The sequence below is a fragment of the Streptomyces achromogenes genome (assembly GCF_030816715.1).
Classification (GTDB): Bacteria; Actinomycetota; Actinomycetes; order Streptomycetales; family Streptomycetaceae; genus Streptomyces; species Streptomyces achromogenes_A.
Map to the genome: position 1 here is coordinate 3700502 of NZ_JAUSYH010000001.1, position 15919 is coordinate 3716420.

Sequence of the window (15919 nt, forward strand, 5' to 3'; positions counted from 1 at the left end):
TCCCGGACCGGGACCGACCGCTCGCCGACGAGCAGGACTGAGAAGACACCACCCATGTTCCGTACCGCCTTGCGCAACGTGCTCGCGCACAAGGCCCGGCTCCTGATGACCGTGCTCGCCGTGATGCTCGGCGTGGCCTTCGTCTCGGGGACCCTGGTCTTCACCAACACCCTGTCCAACGCCCTCCAGAACAGCTCCGCCAAGGGCTTCGACCAGGTCGACGTCGCCGTCACCGCCGAGTCCCAGCCCGACGTCGGCGACCGCATCGTCAAGACGCCCGAGCTGACCGAGGCCCTGCTGGAGCAGAGCGCGAAGGTTTCGGGCGCCGCCTCTGCGATCGGCGTCGTCAACGGCTTCACCGCCATCGCCGACAAGGACGGCAAGCTCGTCGGCGGCGGTTTCCAGTCGCAGGGCGGCAACTACTGGGGCAAGAAGGACACCCGGTACCCGCTCGTCTCCGGGCACGCCCCGAGCGGCAGGAACGAGGTCCTCATCGACTCGGCGGACCGCCGAGCGGGCCGGGTACGAGGTCGGTGACACCGTGCGGATCTCCGTGGACGGCCCCGTCCTCACCCCGAGGATCGTCGGCGTCTTCACCACCGACGACGGCAACGTCGCCGCCGGCGGCAGCCTCGCCCTGTTCGACACGGCGAGCGCGCAGGCGCTCTTCGGCAAGCCCGGCACCTACGACGAGATCGACGTCAGGGCGGCCGCCGGAACCTCGCAGAGCGCGCTGAAGTCGGCGCTGGACGCCGCCCTGCCCAAGGACCGGGTCGAGACCACCACCGGGCGTCAACTGGCGGACGACCAGGCCGAGGCGATCTCCGCGTCGATGAGCGGAATGAAGCAGGGGCTGCTGGTCTTCGCCGGCATCGCTCTGTTCGTCGGCACCTTCATCATCGCCAACACCTTCACGATGCTGGTCGCCCAGCGCACCAAGGAGCTCGCGCTGATGCGGGCCGTCGGCGCCTCCCGCCGGCAGGTCACCCGGTCCGTGCTGATCGAGGCGTTCGTCGTCGGCACGGTCGCCGGGGTGACCGGGCTGGTCGCCGGCATCGGCATCGGCGCCGGGCTGCGCTCGCTGCTCGGGACGCTGGGGGCGACCGTCCCCGACGGTCCGCTCGTCGTCACGCCCGGCACGGTCGCCACCGCCATGGCCGTCGGCGTCGTCATCACCATGGTGGCGGCCTGGCTGCCCGGGCGCCGGGCCGCGAAGATCCCGCCGGTCGCCGCGATGAGCAGCGTGCACGCCGCCGCGACCACCAAGTCGCTGGTGCTGCGCAACACGCTGGGGGCGCTGTTCTCGGCGGCGGGCGTCGCCGTCGTCCTCGCCGCGACGACGATGGACGGCTCAGACGGCCAGGCTCCCATGGGCCTCGGCGCGGTCCTGCTGATCATCGGCGTCTTCATCCTCACCCCGCTGCTGTCCCGCCCGCTGATCGCGGCCTCCGCGCCGGTGCTGCGGATCTTCGGGGTGTCCGGAAAGCTGGCCCGGCAGAACTCGGTGCGCAACCCGCGCCGTACGGCGGCCACCGCCTCCGCGCTGATGATCGGCCTGACCCTGATCACCGGCATGACGGTGATGGCGGGCAGCCTGCAGAAGTCCATCGACAAGATGGCGTCCGCCGCGATCAAGGCGGACTACATCGTGTCGATGGCCAACGGCAACGAGCTCTCCCCGGACGTCGACGCGAAGCTGAAGACCGTCGACGGGGTGACCGCCACCAGCCCGATGCGCAACGCGCCCGGCCGCATCAACGGCGAGACCGAGTACCTCACCGGCGTCAACGGCTCCGCCTTCGGCGAGCTCACCGACCTCCCGATGGACAACGGCGCCTTCACGGTGGGCGGCTCACAGGTCGTCGTCGACGCGGGCACCGCGAAGTACAACGGCTGGAAGACCGGTTCGGCGTTCACGGTGCACTACGAGGACGGCAAGGACCAGCGGCTGACGGTCGCCGGGGTGTACGAGAGCAACGAGCTGATCCGGGGCATCCTCCTCGACAACTCGGCGCTGACCCCGCACGTCGAGGACCCGTCGGACATGCAGGTCATGGTCAAGACGTCCGACGGCGTCTCGGACGGTACGAAGGACCGGCTGGAGAAGGCCCTCGGCTCCAACCCGGCCATCAAGGTGCAGAGCAAGCAGGACCTCTCCGACCAGATCGCGAAGATGTTCACGCTGCTGCTGAACATGCTCTACGGGCTGCTCGCGATGGCCGTGATCGTCGCGGTGCTCGGCGTCGTCAACACCCTCGCGATGTCCGTCTTCGAGCGCTCCCAGGAGATCGGCATGCTGCGGGCGATCGGCCTGGACCGGCGGTCGGTCAAGCGGATGGTCCGGCTGGAGTCGCTGGTGATCTCGCTCTTCGGCGGGGTGCTCGGCATCGGCCTCGGCGTGTTCTTCGGCTGGGCCGCGGGCGAACTGCTCGGCACGAAGATGGCCACCTACGAACTCGTCGTGCCCTGGGGCCGGATGGCGGTCTTCCTGGTGCTCGCGGCGGCGGTGGGCATCCTGGCGGCGCTCTGGCCGGCCCGGCGGGCGTCCCGCCTGAACATGCTGACGGCGATCAAGTCCGAGTAACGGCAGCAGCGGTCGGGCCCGGCGTCGTCCTCACGGCGCCGGGCCCTTCTGCCGTTCCGTCAGTTCCAGGTCCGGGCGCGCAGCGGCAGCCCGGAGTCCCCGGAGCCGGGGGTGCGCACGGCCAGGACCTGGTTGACGCCGATGCGGTTGCGTTCGAAGGCGACCGCGGAGGCGGCCATGTAGAGCCGCCAGACGCGGGCGCGGCCGGGCCCGGCCAGGCGGACGGCCCGATCCCAGCCGTCCTCCAGACGGGTCACCCAGCGGCGCAGGGTGAGGGCGTAGTGCTCACGGATCGACTCGACGTCGCGGACCTCGAAGCCGGCCCGTTCGAGCTGGGCGACGGTGGCGCCGAGGGGAGCGAGTTCGCCGTCCGGGAAGACATAGGCGTCGATGAAGGCGTCCACGTCGTAGGCCGACTCGTCGCGTTGCGGACGGCGGGCGATCTGGTGGTTGAGGAGCCGGCCGCCCGGCCGCAGCAGCGCGTGCAGGGCGCGCGCGTACGCGAGGTACTTGTCGGCGCCGACGTGTTCGGCCATGCCGATGGAGGAGACGGCGTCGAACGGGCCGTCGGCGACGTCCCGGTAGTCCTGGACGCGGATCTCGACCCGGTCGGTGAGGCCGGCGTCGGCGACCCGCTTGCGGGCGTAGGCCGCCTGCTCCCGGGAAAGGGTGATCCCGACGACGCGCACGTCGTGCTCGCGGGCCGCGTGGATCGCCATCGAGCCCCAGCCGCAGCCGACGTCCAGCAGCCGCTGACCGGGTGTCAGGGCGAGTTTGCGGCAGACGAGTTCGAGCTTGTCGCGCTGGGCGTCCTCGAGAGTGCCGTCCGGGGTCTCCCAGTAGGCGCAGGAGTACACCATGGACGGGCCGAGGACGAGTGCGTAGAAGTCGTTGCCGACGTCGTAGTGGTGGCTGACGGCGCGTCTGTCGGTGCGCCGGGTGTGCAGGTGCCGGCCTCTGCGGACCTCCTGGCGGGGCGGGGCGGGCGGCAGCGGGGGGCCGGCGAGCTTCAGCAGCCCGCGGACGGCGGCACGGAAGTCGGGGTCGCGCAGGGCCTGGGAGAGGGTGCGGGCGTCGTCGCCGCGCTCCCAGACAAGGCCGGAGAGCAGGTCGACCGCGGTGTACAGGTCGCCCTCGATGTCCACGTCGCCGGCCACCCAGGCGCGGGCGAGGCCCAGTTCGCCGGGCTTGAAGAGCAGACGGCGCAGGGCTCTGCGGTGGTGCGCGACGAGGACGGGGGCGCCGGGCGGGCCCGCCTGCGAACCGTCCCAGGCGCGGACGCGCAGCGGGAACGGAGCGCCCAGCAACTGTTCGACGAGTCCATGGAGCCGCGGCGCGGCGTCAGCCATGATGCACACCTCCGTGACGGTGATCCCGGAATGTCCTGTCACCACGTAAACACGAGGGGGTGCGGTGTCCAGTCCCGCGACGCCGTCACGGCTGGGCAAAATACCGGCACACGGCACACGCCGGACGACACCCGCCGCACGCCGGTGCCGCCGACGGGGCGGAGACGGCGGCGGACGCGTCAGAGCGCGTCGAGGGCTTCGGGCGTGATGTCGATGCCGATGCCGTAGGGAACGCCCACCTTGAGCAGGTCGCGGTGGGTGCCGGTGAATCCGTAGGTCTTGGTCACCGGGTCGAGCTCGTAGGTGCGGACCGGGGGCTGCTGGTTCGCCTCGGCCAGCTCGACCAGCCAGAAGTGCGGGATGCCCGCGGCGGCGTACTTGTGGGGCTTGGTGTCGCGGTCGCGGGCCTCGGAGTCCGGGGAGACCACCTCCACGGCGAGCAGGACGTCGGCTGCCTGGAAGCGGGCCGGTCCAGGTCGGTCACGGCCTCCGCGCGCACGACGCTGACAAAGGGTGACAACGCGTGCCGCGCCCCGGCCGCGGGACGCCGAAGGGGCCGCCCGCACCACGGATGGCGGACGGCCCCTTCGGGGGTGTTCAGTGACCGCGGGCCCGCAGGCCCGAGGTCGGGTGACCTGAGGTCAGGAGGCGTTGGCCTTCTCGTTCTCGGTCTTCGCGGCAACCGGCTTCGCGGCGACCGGCGCCGGCTTGGCGGCCTCGTAGAACTCCTCGCGCGGGGACTCCAGCGCGCCCAGCGCCACGACCTCGCGCTTGAGGAACATGCCGAGGGTCCAGTCGGCGAAGACGCGGATCTTGCGGTTCCAGGTCGGCATCGCCATGCCGTGGTAGCCGCGGTGCATGTACCAGGCGAGACGGCCCTTGAGCTTGATCTTCACCTTGCCCATGACGATCATCGCGACGCCCTTGTGGAGGCCGAGGCCCGCCACCGCACCCTTGTTGGAGTGCTCGTAGTCCTTCTGCGGGAAGCCCCGCATACCGGAGATCACGTTGTCGCCGAGGACCTTGGCCTGACGCAGCGCGTGCTGCGCGTTCGGCGGGCACCAGGCGTTCTCGACGCCGGCCTTGCGGGCGGCGACGTCGGGAACCTGGGCGTTGTCGCCGGCGGCCCAGATGTAGTCGGTGCCCTGGACCTGGAGGCTGGGCGCGGTGTCGACGTGACCACGCGGGCCCAGCGGGAGGCCGTAGCGGGCGAGGACGGGGTTCGGCTTGACGCCGGCCGTCCACACGATGGTGTTCGAGTCGACCTCGAGGCCGTTCTTCAGCACGACGTGGCCGTCGACGCAGGAGTCCATGGAGGTGGAGAGGTAGATCTCCACGCCGCGGCTCTCCAGGTGGGCCTTGCCGTACTGGCCGAGCTTCGGGCCGACCTCGGGCAGGATCTTGTCCGCGGCGTCGACCAGGATGAAGCGCATGTCCTCGCGGGACACCGTCTTGTAGTACTTGGCCGCGTCGCGGGCCAGGTCCTCGACCTCACCGATGGTCTCCGCACCGGCGAAGCCGCCGCCGATGAAGACGAAGGTGAGCGCCTTGCGGCGGATCTCCTCGTCCGTGGTGGAGTCGGCCTTGTCCAGCTGCTCGAGGACGTGGTTGCGCAGGCCGATGGCCTCCTCGACGCCCTTCATGCCGATGCCCTGTTCGGCGAGGCCGGGGATCGGGAAGGTGCGGGAGACCGCGCCGAGCGCGATCACCAGGTAGTCGAAGGGCAGCTCGTACGCCTCGCCCACGAGCGGGGCGATCGTGGCGACCTTGCGGTCCTGGTCGATGGTGGTGACCCGGCCGGTGAGGACCTCCGCCTTGGGCAGCACGCGTCGCAGCGGGACGACGACATGGCGCGGGGAGATGTTGCCGGCGGCGGTTTCGGGGAGGAAGGGCTGGTAGGTCATGTACGACCGGGGGTCGACGACCGTGACGGTCGCCTCGCCGTAGCGCATCTTCTTGAGAATGCGCCGAGCTGCGTACAGGCCTACGTACCCACCGCCTACTACGAGGATCCTGGGACGCTCCGTGGTGCTCATGCCATCGAGTATCCACCCGGTTCAGGGGGGTCGCTCGTGCGCCCCTTCACAAGCTTCCCGAGGGTGTGTGCTATCCTCCGCGACCCGCGTGATCCACCTCATGGCGGAGAACGGGAACCAGCGTGTAGGGCATGGCGTTGTCAATGCCGCGTGAGCTGCCTCTCCGGCTCCGGAAGGCCTCTGTGAGCGCCCCGCGGCGAGCCTCACGGGACACCCGCCGAGACGTCCCCGTCCGCCTCTTTTGAACACGTTCACACGGGGGTTGGGCCCTCGGAGGGGTCAACCGGGACACGATCGTCCTCCGACGGGGCCGAATTCCTTGTGAAGAACTTCACGAACTTTCCCGGCGGTGTGTCGCGAGAACATGCCGAAGGGGCCCCGAAGGGCCCCCAGGACTGCTCATCCGCGCATCCTTCCTGCTCAGCAGAGTGCGCGGAGCGGCCCGGCCGAGGACTACGCGACCGACCACGCGATGCCGTCGAGGATGTCGTGTTCGCTCACGACGACCTCCTGCGCACCGGTGCGCTCCATGATCGCCAGCAGCACCAGCGCGCCCGCCCCGATCACGTCCACCCGGCCCGGGTGCATCGCTCCGATCGCCGCCCGCTCGGCGTGGGTCGAGCGCAGCAGCCGCCCGGTGATCGCGCGGACCTCGTCGTGCGAGACGCGCGAGTGGTGGATGGCCGCCGAGTCGTACGCGGGCAGCCGCTGGGCGATCGCCGAGACCGTGGTGACCGAGCCGGCCAGGCCGACCAGGGTGCGCGCCTCGCGCAGCGGGACCGTCCGCTCGGCGAGGTCGAGGGCGGCCTCGATGTCGGCGCGCATCGCCGCGATCTGCTCCTCGGACGGCGGGTCGGTGACCTTCCCGTCCACGACCAGGTGCCGCTCGGTCATCCGCACGCAGCCGACGTCGACCGAACGCGCGGCGCGCACCCGGTCGTCGCCGACGACGAACTCCGTCGAGCCGCCGCCGATGTCCACCACCAGGTAGGGGCGGGCCAGGTCGTCGCGGCCGGTGAGCTCCTTCGTGGCGCCGGTGAACGAGAACTCGGCCTCCTGGTCGCCGGTGATGACCTCCGGCTCGACGCCCAGGATGTCCAGCACCCCGCGCACGAACTCCTCCCGGTTCTCGGCGTCCCGGGAGGCGGACGTGGCGACGAACCGCAGGCGCTGCGCGCCGAGTTCCTTGACGGCGGCCGCGTACTCCCGGCAGGCGGCGAACGTCCGCTCCAGCGCCTCGGGCGCGAGCCGGCCGGTGCGGTCGACGCCCTGGCCGAGCCGGACGATCGTCATGCGGCGGTCCAGGTCGACGAGTTCGCCGGTTTCCGGGTCCGCGTCGGCGACGAGCAGCCGGATGGAGTTCGTACCGCAGTCGACGGCGGCGACCCGGGTCACGGGGCCTCCCCCTCGGCCGGCTGGGCAAGGGTCACGCAGGCGCCCTTGCGCCACCACTCGGGGAGCATCTCCAGCGCCTCGTCGCCGAGCGGGTTCACGCCCGGGCCGGCGGCCAGCGAGTGGGCCACCAGGACGTGCAGGCACTTCACCCGGTCCGGCATGCCGCCCGCGCTGGGGAAGTTCCGCAGCTCCTCGATCTCGTCCCGCCGCCGGACGTAGTCCTCGTGCGCGGCCCGGTAGGCGGCGGCGAGCTCGGGGTCGGACCGCAGCCGCTCCGTCATCTCCTTCATCACGCCGTTCGCCTCCAGCGTGCCGATCGCCGAGTTGGCCTTCGGGCACGTCAGGTAGTACAGCGTCGGGAAGGGGGTGCCGTCGGGCAGGCGCGGGGCCGTCTCGACGACGTCCGGATGACCGCACGGGCAGCGGTGCGCGATCGCGCGCAGGCCGCGCGGCGGGCGTCCGAGCTGCTGCTTGAAGGCCTCGACGTCCGCGTCGGTGGGCTCGGTGCGCGGAGTGGTCGGCGGGGGCGTCTGCATGCCTGTCTTTCCATCGGTGAAGTCGGTCGGTCAGCGGTCGGAGGCGTCGGACTTGTCGACCCCGTCCCAGACGTTGGAGTACCAGGGGCGGTCGGCCGCCCCGAGGTCGGCGCGCGAGCGCCTGACGGCGTCCGGGTCGACGACGATGTAGCCGGTCTCCCCCGGCAGCACGTAGTGCAGCCGCAGCCGGATCTGCTGCTCGGCGTACGCGTCGTCCTGCCAGCGCGCCTTGAGGTCGCGCAGCTGCTCGACGCGCTCGCCGGCCTGCTGCTTCTCGCGCTCCAGGTCGGCGATCTCGGCGCGCTGGGAGACGTACTGGCGCATCGGGTAGGCCAGGGCCACGATCAGCGTGCACAGCACGAGCGCCAGCAGGGCGGCTCGGCCGGTGAGGCGGGAGCGGCGGGCCTGGCGTTTGGTCTGCGAACGGTAGACGCGGGCCGCGGTCTGCTCGCCGAGCAGCTTGATCCTGGTCGCGGTGGAGAAACGGTCCCGGTCCTTCACGGCCATGTGCTGCGCCTCCCGTCTCCCACGTGCGTACGTCCCCGCACACGGTACGGGACCGAGTACGGGGACGTTCGTGCGACTGGCTAGGCCTTACCCCGGGTGGGGTCAGCCGTTGCCGCGCTCAGTGATTCGCGAGCCGAGCTCAGTGGTTCGCGGAGCGGAACCGCGGGAAGGCGGAGCGGCCCGCGTACACCGCGGCGTCGTCGAGGATCTCCTCGATGCGCAGCAGCTGGTTGTACTTGGCGACGCGGTCCGAGCGGGCCGGGGCGCCGGTCTTGATCTGACCGCAGTTCACCGCGACGGCGAGGTCGGCGATGGTGACGTCCTCGGTCTCGCCGGAGCGGTGGGACATCATGCACTTGAAGCCGTTGCGCTGGGCCATCTCGACGGCGTCCAGGGTCTCGGTCAGCGAGCCGATCTGGTTGACCTTGACGAGCAGGGCGTTGGCGGAGCCCTCCTCGATGCCGCGGGCCAGGCGCTCCGGGTTGGTGACGAAGAGGTCGTCTCCGACGATCTGGACCTTGTCGCCCAGCTTGTCGGTGATGACCTTCCAGCCGGCCCAGTCGTCCTCGTACAGCGGGTCCTCGATGGAGACGAGCGGGTACGCGGAGACGAGCTCCTCGTAGTACTCGGTCATCTCGGCGGCCGAGCGGGACTTGCCCTCGAACTCGTACTTGCCGTCCTTGTAGAACTCGGACGCGGCGACGTCGAGCGCGAGCGCGATCTGCTCGCCGGGGACGTAACCGGCCTGCTGGATGGCCTCGATGATGAGGTCGAGCGCGGCGCGGTTGGACTCCAGGTTCGGGGCGAAGCCGCCCTCGTCGCCGAGGCCGGTGGACAGGCCCTTGGTCTTCAGCACCTTCTTGAGGGTGTGGTAGACCTCGGCGCCCCAGCGCAGGGCCTCGGAGAAGGACTCCGCGCCGATCGGGGCGATCATGAACTCCTGGATGTCCACGTTGGAGTCGGCGTGCGAGCCGCCGTTCAGGATGTTCATCATCGGAACGGGCAGCAGGTGCGCGTTCGGGCCGCCCAGGTAGCGGAACAGCGGCAGGTCGCTGGCCTCGGAGGCGGCGTGCGCCACGGCGAGCGAGACGCCGAGGATCGCGTTGGCGCCGAGCGAGCCCTTGTTGTCGGTGGCGTCCAGGTCGAACATGGCCTGGTCGATCAGGCGCTGCTCGGTGGCGTCGTAGCCGACGAGCTCCGGGCCGATCTGCTCGATGACGGCGAGGACGGCCTTCTCGACGCCCTTGCCCTGGTAGCGGTTCGGGTCACCGTCGCGCAGCTCGATGGCCTCGAAGGCGCCCGTGGAGGCGCCGGACGGAACGGCGGCACGACCCGTGCTGCCGTCGTCGAGGCCGACCTCGACCTCGACCGTGGGGTTGCCTCGGGAGTCCAGGATTTCCCGGGCTACGACGACGTCGATGGACGGCACGAGCATCTCCTTCATGGGATGTGACGCTGAAAGTGCGCGGCGCGTGGCCTTGCGCCTAGAGCCTAACCGTCTCCGGAGCGTCGGCCACCGACCGACCGTCCCGTGGACGGACTGACCGTACACATTGTTCCTTCCCGGAACAAAGCGGCGGCGGGAAGCGGCCGGAAAGACCCGGAAATCCACTGCGCGAACCGGGAGGGCGCAAGAGAAAACCCCGTCCCGGTGCGTACGGGGGAACACGCACCGGAACGGGGGGCTGTGGGGACGGGGGGACCGTCACGAGGTCCTCGGGGCGCCGGCCTTCACCAGGAGGGCACCGTGGCCGCGTCGGCGGCCGGCCGTCACTTCAGGTGCAGCTGCTGACCCGGGTAGATGAGGTCGGCGTCCTGGACGATGTCCTTGTTCAGCTGGAACAGCTTCTGCCAGCCGCCCTCGACCTTGTGCTTCTCGGCGATGGAGCTGAGGGTGTCGCCCTTGACGACCTTGTACTCGCCGTCGCCCTTCTTGACCTTCTTGCCGGTCGGGGTGGTGACCGTCTTGGACTTCTTGGCGGCCGCCGGACGGTCGGTGGAGCGGGAGCTGCTCTTCTGCTCGGTCGAGCGGGAGCTGCTGCCGCTGTCCGACGAGCCGGAAGAGCTGTTGTTCGAGGCGCCGGCGCCGTCGTAGGAGGCGCCGGACAGGCCCTTGCCGCAGACCGGCCAGGCGCCCTTGCCCTGGCCCGCGAGGACCTTCTCGCCGATGGCTATCTGCTGGGCCTTGGAGGCCTGGTTGGCCTGCGAGGCGTACTGCGTGCCGCCGTACGCGGCCCAGGTGGAGGACGAGAACTGCAGGCCGCCGTAGTAGCCGTTGCCGGTATTGATGGACCAGTTGCCGCCGGACTCGCACTGGGCGACCGTGTCCCACTCGGAGGCGGTGGCGGCGGAGGCGTTGCCGGCCGCCATCAGCGGGGCGGCGATGGCGACGCCGGTGACACCGGCCAGAGCGGCGGCGCGGGTGGCCTTGGACGGACGGCGGTGCTTGCCCTTACCGGAAAACAGCATGGTGGATCCCCTCACCGACGCCTGCGAGGTGAGCTGTCGGGTTCGGGCCGTGTGAGTTGCCCGGCCACTCCTCCGCCGGAGCTTGCGCTCCGTGGGAGGGGTGACTTCACCCCGAGCCGCTCCGGCGATTTCCCGGTGCGGCACTTACCTTGGGTCCCCCGCTCCTGCCTACGGCGCTTGACGCGACGACTGTTCCCGGGCTGCCGCTGGCAGGATTCGGCGTTGCGACGGCCGGGGCTCGGGTTGCCGAGCGGTCACGACCGTAGACACGCGATCCGCGGAATTTCAAAGACGATCAGGGCTTCTGAGACTCATCCCACACTTTCACCAAATCGGACATTCGGCGCGAAGTGTGACGTGAACTCCCGCTGTTTTTCTTGGGCTTTGCGCCCTATTGGACGCCTGTGTCGAGGGTCTGACCGGGGGCGATGTCGCTCGGGTCGGCGCCGATGAGGTCCTTGTTCTCGGCATAGAGGGCACGCCATCCGCCATGGAGACCAAGGGAGTCGGCGATGGAGGCGAGGGAGTCGCCCTCCTGGACGACGTAGGTGGCCGCGGCATGCCGGCCCGCGGAGGCGGTGGACGCACCGCCCGCCTCGGTGTCGGCGCCCTTGGCCGCCGGCTCGTCGGCCGTGGCACCGCGATGACGGCCGGACCCGAGAGAGCCGGTGTCGACGAGGTTCCAGGAACCCACTTCCTGGCCCGACTTGTCCGAGTCGTCCGCTTCCGGGGTTCCCGTGGGCGAGCCGTCGGCCGCCCGCGGGTCACCCTGACGACCGGCGCCGCCGGAGTCGCCCGTGACGGCAGAGGGAGACGAAGGCGACGAAGGCGACGAAGGCGAAGCTGAGGGTGAACTCGTGGAATCACCGGATGAGTCGGATGATCCGGATGAGTCAGACGAACCGGCCGAACCGGTCGAACCGCTGGAGTCGGTCGAGCCGTTGCCCGAACCCGAGGAGCTCGACGACCCCGAGGAACCCGACAAGCCTCTGGACAGGTCGGACAAACCCGAGGAGCCGGACGATCCTGACGAATCGCCCGCCACGCCGGTGTCCACGGTCAGCGCGCCGTTCTCCTTGGTGAGCCCGGAGGTCAGCCCGCAGGTGCCCCACGCGCCGATGCCTTTGGCCGCGAGCACCTTCTGCGCCACGGCGATCTGCTGGTTGCGGCTGGCCAGGTCGGGGCTCGCCGCGTAGTCGAGCCCGCCGTAGGCCTTCCAGTCCTGCAGGGTCAGGCTCAGGCCGCCGGACTCGCCGTCACCGCCGTCGCCGGCACTCCACGAGCCCCCGGTCTCGCACTGCGCCACCTTGTCCCACACCGTGCCGTCCGCGGCGCTCGCGCCGGAGGCGGCGAACAGCGGGATGGCGATGGCGGAGCCGGTCACCCCGGCCGCGACGAGCAGCGCGGGGGCCTGGCGGGGGCGACGGTGACGACCGTTCCCGGAGAGCATGCGAGGGCCTTTCTCTGGACAGCAGTGCCGGCGCGGGCGAGTGAGCTGACGCGTCGCGCTGACGAGTGAACGTATCGGCAGACGATCACTTGTCACAAGTTAATGCCGCGCAGATCACGTGAAGATCACAGACTTGAGGATCGGTCACCTTTACTCCCTCTCATGGTCACAATCCGGCTGACGTCCCGTCAGGCCCGCACCGGTCGCGACACGGCCGTCAGGCGCCGGAGCCGGCGGCGGACGCGGGGGTGAACTCGACCGGCAGCGTGCGCAGGCCGCGCATGATGAGGCCGCCGCGCCACCTCAACTCGGCCGGTTCCACGGCCAGTCGGAGGTCGGGGAGCCGGGTGAGCAGGGTGGCCAGCGCGGTCTGGCCCTCCAGCCGGGCCAGCGGGGCGCCCAGACAGTAGTGGATGCCGTGGCCGTAGCCGAGGTGCTGGTTGTCACGGCGGGAGAGGTCGAGGGTGTCGGGATCGGTGAAGCGGGCCGGATCGCGGTCGGCGGCGGCCAGCACGACGAGGACGGGATCGCCGGGTGCGATGTCCTGGCCGCCGATGCCGACCGGCTCGGTCGCGAACCGCCAGGTGGCGAGTTCGACGGGACCGTCGTAGCGGAGCAGTTCCTCGACGCCGGTGGCGAGCAGGACGCGGTCGCCGCCGTCCTCGGTGAGGGAGCGCTGCAGGGCCTCGCGCTGGGCGGGATGGGTCAGGAGGGCGTACATACCGTTCCCGATGAGGTTCACCGTCGTCTCGAAGCCGGCGAACAGCAGGATGAAGGCCATCGCGGCGGCCTCGTTCTCCGTGAGGTGCTCGCCGTGGTCGGAGGCGCGGATCAGACCCGAGATGAGGTCCTCGCCCGGGGCGGGTTCGGCGGGAAGCTCCGCGCGCTTGCGGTGGATGAGCTCCAGCAGGTAGCCGCGCATCTTCTTGACCGACCGGGCGACGCCGCCCCTGGGGCCCCCGCCGTGCCGGATCATCATCCCGGCCCAGTCGCGGAAGTCGTCCTGGTCCTCCTCGGGGACGCCCAGCAGGTCGCAGATCGCGTAGATGGGGAGGGGGAAGGCGAAGTCGTGGATGAGGTCGGCCCGGCCCTCGGCGGCGAACCGGTCGATCAGCCGGTCCGTCAGCTCCTGCACGCGCGGCGCGAACTCGGCGACACGGCGCGGGGTGAAGGCCTTGCTCACGAGCCGCCTCAGCCGGGTGTGGTCCGGCGGGTCGATGTTGAGCAGATGCGTCATCAGCTCGGCCTTGCGCTCCCCGGGAATGCCGGTCCTGCCCCTGGCGTGGACGGGTTCGTCATGATGTGCGGGGTTCTTGGACAGCCGCGGGTCGGCGAGGGCCTGCTTGGCGTCGGCGTACCGGGTGACCAGCCAGGCCTCGACCCCGCTCGGCAACACGGTCCGGTGCACGGGGGCGTGCTCCCGCAGCCAGGCGTAGGCGGGGTAGGGGTCGGTGGCGAACTCCCAGGTGAAGAGCGCCGGCGCGGGCGGAACGTCGGCCGGGGTTTGCCGGGGCGGGTGGTTCGGGTGGTTCGGGTCGGTCACGACCCGACCGTAGCGGGCCTCCTGAGTGCGCGGTCACGCTCCCTCGCCCCAGCGGCGGGGCCGGGGACGGAGATGGAGACATGGCCGGGGCCAGTGACGTGGCCGGGGCCAGGGACATGGACGGGCCGGGGCCGGGGACGGGGCTTACGTCGAGGACGGGCGGTCGGGGGCGCCTTCGGTGGCCCGGATCGCGTCCCGGTAGGCCCGGGCGGCTGCCCGCAGCGCCGCCTCCGGGTCCACGCCCTCCGACTCGGCCCGGGCGGCGAGGGCGAGCAGTTCGTAGCCGATGCCCTCGGCGGCCGGCAGGGGTACGTCCAGCCCCGCCGTCCTGGCCCGCGCGGTCAGCTTCGCCGCGAGAGCCAGCGAGGGCTGGTGCAGCGGAACGCCGTCGGTCACCGACGCCCGGCGCTTCTCCGCCGCCTTCGTGCGCAGCCAGTGCTCCTTGACCTCCTCCGGTGTGGTGGCGGTGGCGTCGCCGAAGACATGGGGGTGGCGGTGGACGAGTTTGGCGACGATCGTGCCCGCGACGTCGTCGACGGAGAAGGGGGACTCCTCGTCCTCCTCGGCGATACGGGCGTGGAAGACCACCTGGAGCAGGACGTCGCCCAGCTCCTCGCGGAGTTCGTCGCGGTCGCCGTCCTCGATCGCCTCGACCAGCTCGTACGCCTCCTCCATCGCGTACTTCGCCAGGCCCTGGTGGGTCTGCTGCGAGGACCACGGGCACTCGTCGCGGATGCGGTCCATGACCTGGACGAGGTCGAGCAGCCGGGCGCCGGGCAGGTCGTAGGAGGCGGGGAGGAGTTCCAGCTCCGGCATCGACACCCGGCCGGAGCCCGCCAGCCGGGCCAGACCGTCCGTGAGGGCCGGTTCGCCCTCGCCGGTCGCCACCACCACGGCGGTGCGGCCGCCGGAGCAGGCGGCGACCAGCTCCTCGGCGGTCGGGGAGGTCTCCTCGACGGCTATGCCCGCGTCCCGCAGATAGGGCAGCTGCGGGTGCGCGCCGTCCGCGCACAGCACCTGGTCCGCCGCGCGCAGGGCCTGCCAGGCCGGCCAGGAGAGCAGACCGGGGGCGACGCGGTGGCTGGTGGTGAGCAGGACGACGCGGCCGGGGGCCGTTACTGCGACGTCGGCATCGGCGGAGCTGATTGCGTTCACACCCCGAACGTAACGCACGCCCGCCGACGGCCCCAGGAGTTGTCCACAGGGCAGGCCCGCCGGTCACACGATCACATGGTCATGCCGGCCGCAGGGGTGGGTCGCGGGGTCACGCACCCCTGCGGTGCGTGGGCCGCAGGGACGCGTGACCGGGCAAGGTCACTTCGACCTTGCAAGGTCACTTCGACCGGGCAGGGTCACCTCGATCGCAGGTCAGGTCGTCTGCTTGGTCCCGGTCGCCGTGACCTCCCGCACCCACGGGGTCTTCGCGTCGACACGGGCGACCTTCTGCGCGTCCCAGCTGCCGTAGCGCGGGTTGAGGTCGACGCCGAGGGCCTTGGACGCCTTGGACAGGGCACTCCAGAAGGCGGGCTGGCTGGTGTTCGTGCCCAGCTGGGCGGCGAGTTTCTGGGCCTCCAGCTGAAGGCGGAGGTTCTCGTCGAGGCGCTGCGGCGGGATGCCGTACTGCTGCAGCCACGCCGTCTCCAGGCCCTTCGCACCGCCCGCCTGCTGTTCCAGACCGGTCCGCATCTCCTGGACCTCGCGGGGGGTGACCGTGATGCCCGCGTCCTCGGCGGCGCGGTGCAGCACCTGGTCGAGGACCATGCCGTGCAGGGTGTCCCGGGCGAGCCCGCCGGTCTGGCTGACGGCCTGCGCGTACTGGGTGTCGTCGGTGACGGCCGCGCGCTGCGCGGAGCGCACCTCGTCCACCCGGCTCTCCAGCTGTGCGACGGTGATCCGCTGCCCCCCCACGACGGCCGCCGCGCCCGGATGCGCGTCGTTGCCGCAGGCGGTGAGGAGAGGGGCCGCCGCGATCGCGGCGGACAGCAGGAGCGCGGTGCGACGACGGCGGTGCAAGGAAGCCTCCCGAGGAGATTGTGCGGCGGTGCACAAG

At 71.1% G+C, this 15919-nt stretch carries 11 protein-coding genes, 2 pseudogenes and 1 riboswitch; of the genes and pseudogenes, 1 reads left to right on the top strand and 12 read right to left on the bottom strand.

All coding sequences use genetic code 11. The annotated features are described in order from the left end of the window. The first annotated feature begins 54 nt into the window (after nucleotides 1-54). Nucleotides 55-2584 (top strand): annotated as a pseudogene (locus QF032_RS16530) (ABC transporter permease). Between the two features lie 59 nt (nucleotides 2585-2643). Here QF032_RS16530 and QF032_RS16535 read toward each other — a convergent pair. From QF032_RS16535 to QF032_RS16590, 12 genes and pseudogenes are all read right to left on the bottom strand, one after another. Continuing rightward, nucleotides 2644-3933, bottom strand: a complete 1290-nt coding sequence (locus tag QF032_RS16535) for an SAM-dependent methyltransferase (protein ID WP_307056351.1) — start codon at nucleotides 3931-3933, stop codon at nucleotides 2644-2646. A 179-nt stretch (nucleotides 3934-4112) separates the two neighbouring features. Next, nucleotides 4113-4462, bottom strand: a pseudogene (locus tag QF032_RS16540) (Uma2 family endonuclease); the annotation flags it as partial. Nucleotides 4463-4574: 112 nt separating this feature from the next. After that, entirely contained in the window at nucleotides 4575-5969 is a 1395-nt protein-coding gene (locus QF032_RS16545; RefSeq protein ID WP_306951764.1) for an NAD(P)/FAD-dependent oxidoreductase, read from the bottom strand. Between the two features lie 453 nt (nucleotides 5970-6422). Beyond that, nucleotides 6423-7364: a Ppx/GppA phosphatase family protein gene (locus QF032_RS16550; protein WP_306951763.1), complete on the bottom strand. Its 942-nt coding sequence runs from the start codon at nucleotides 7362-7364 to the stop codon at nucleotides 6423-6425. Then, nucleotides 7361-7900, bottom strand: a complete 540-nt coding sequence (locus tag QF032_RS16555) for a DUF501 domain-containing protein (protein WP_307043551.1) — start codon at nucleotides 7898-7900, stop codon at nucleotides 7361-7363. Before QF032_RS16555 ends, QF032_RS16550 begins: the two co-directional genes overlap by 4 nt. A 30-nt stretch (nucleotides 7901-7930) precedes the next feature. Then, nucleotides 7931-8407, bottom strand: coding sequence for an FtsB family cell division protein (locus tag QF032_RS16560; RefSeq protein WP_306951761.1), 477 nt, complete (start codon nucleotides 8405-8407; stop codon nucleotides 7931-7933). Nucleotides 8408-8546: 139 nt separating this feature from the next. Further along, nucleotides 8547-9842, bottom strand: coding sequence for a phosphopyruvate hydratase (gene eno, locus QF032_RS16565; RefSeq protein ID WP_057578620.1), 1296 nt, complete (start codon nucleotides 9840-9842; stop codon nucleotides 8547-8549). Nucleotides 9843-10177: 335 nt separating this feature from the next. Then, a complete protein-coding gene (locus tag QF032_RS16570; RefSeq protein WP_307043554.1) occupies nucleotides 10178-10876 on the bottom strand; it encodes a LysM peptidoglycan-binding domain-containing protein in 699 nt (232 codons plus the stop codon). 3 nt (nucleotides 10877-10879) lie between these two features. Continuing rightward, nucleotides 10880-11062, bottom strand: a riboswitch (cyclic di-AMP (ydaO/yuaA leader). 205 nt (nucleotides 11063-11267) lie between these two features. Then, nucleotides 11268-12326 carry a LysM peptidoglycan-binding domain-containing protein gene (locus tag QF032_RS16575; RefSeq protein ID WP_307056353.1) on the bottom strand — a complete coding sequence of 353 codons (1059 nt, stop codon included), beginning with the start codon at nucleotides 12324-12326 and terminating at the stop codon, nucleotides 11268-11270. A 217-nt stretch (nucleotides 12327-12543) separates the two neighbouring features. Further along, nucleotides 12544-13869 carry a cytochrome P450 family protein gene (locus QF032_RS16580; RefSeq protein WP_307056355.1) on the bottom strand — a complete coding sequence of 442 codons (1326 nt, stop codon included), beginning with the start codon at nucleotides 13867-13869 and terminating at the stop codon, nucleotides 12544-12546. 144 nt (nucleotides 13870-14013) lie between these two features. Then, on the bottom strand, nucleotides 14014-15024 hold the full coding sequence (locus tag QF032_RS16585; protein ID WP_307043559.1) for a nucleoside triphosphate pyrophosphohydrolase: 1011 nt from the start codon (nucleotides 15022-15024) through the stop codon (nucleotides 14014-14016). A gap of 213 nt (nucleotides 15025-15237) precedes the next feature. Continuing rightward, nucleotides 15238-15882, bottom strand: coding sequence for a SurA N-terminal domain-containing protein (locus tag QF032_RS16590; RefSeq protein WP_307043560.1), 645 nt, complete (start codon nucleotides 15880-15882; stop codon nucleotides 15238-15240). Between the last annotated feature and the right edge of the window lie 37 nt (nucleotides 15883-15919).

Bases quoted from the DNA above. Each gene is read 5' to 3' on its own strand.
- QF032_RS16535 (WP_307056351.1), bottom strand. From the start codon at position 3,933: ATGGCTGACGCCGCGCCGCGGCTCCATGGACTCGTCGAACAGTTGCTG.
- QF032_RS16545 (WP_306951764.1), bottom strand. From the start codon at position 5,969: ATGAGCACCACGGAGCGTCCCAGGATCCTCGTAGTAGGCGGTGGGTAC.
- QF032_RS16555 (WP_307043551.1), bottom strand. From the start codon at position 7,900: ATGCAGACGCCCCCGCCGACCACTCCGCGCACCGAGCCCACCGACGCG.
- QF032_RS16560 (WP_306951761.1), bottom strand. From the start codon at position 8,407: ATGGCCGTGAAGGACCGGGACCGTTTCTCCACCGCGACCAGGATCAAG.
- eno (WP_057578620.1), bottom strand. From the start codon at position 9,842: ATGCTCGTGCCGTCCATCGACGTCGTCGTAGCCCGGGAAATCCTGGAC.
- QF032_RS16570 (WP_307043554.1), bottom strand. From the start codon at position 10,876: ATGCTGTTTTCCGGTAAGGGCAAGCACCGCCGTCCGTCCAAGGCCACC.
- QF032_RS16575 (WP_307056353.1), bottom strand. From the start codon at position 12,326: ATGCTCTCCGGGAACGGTCGTCACCGTCGCCCCCGCCAGGCCCCCGCG.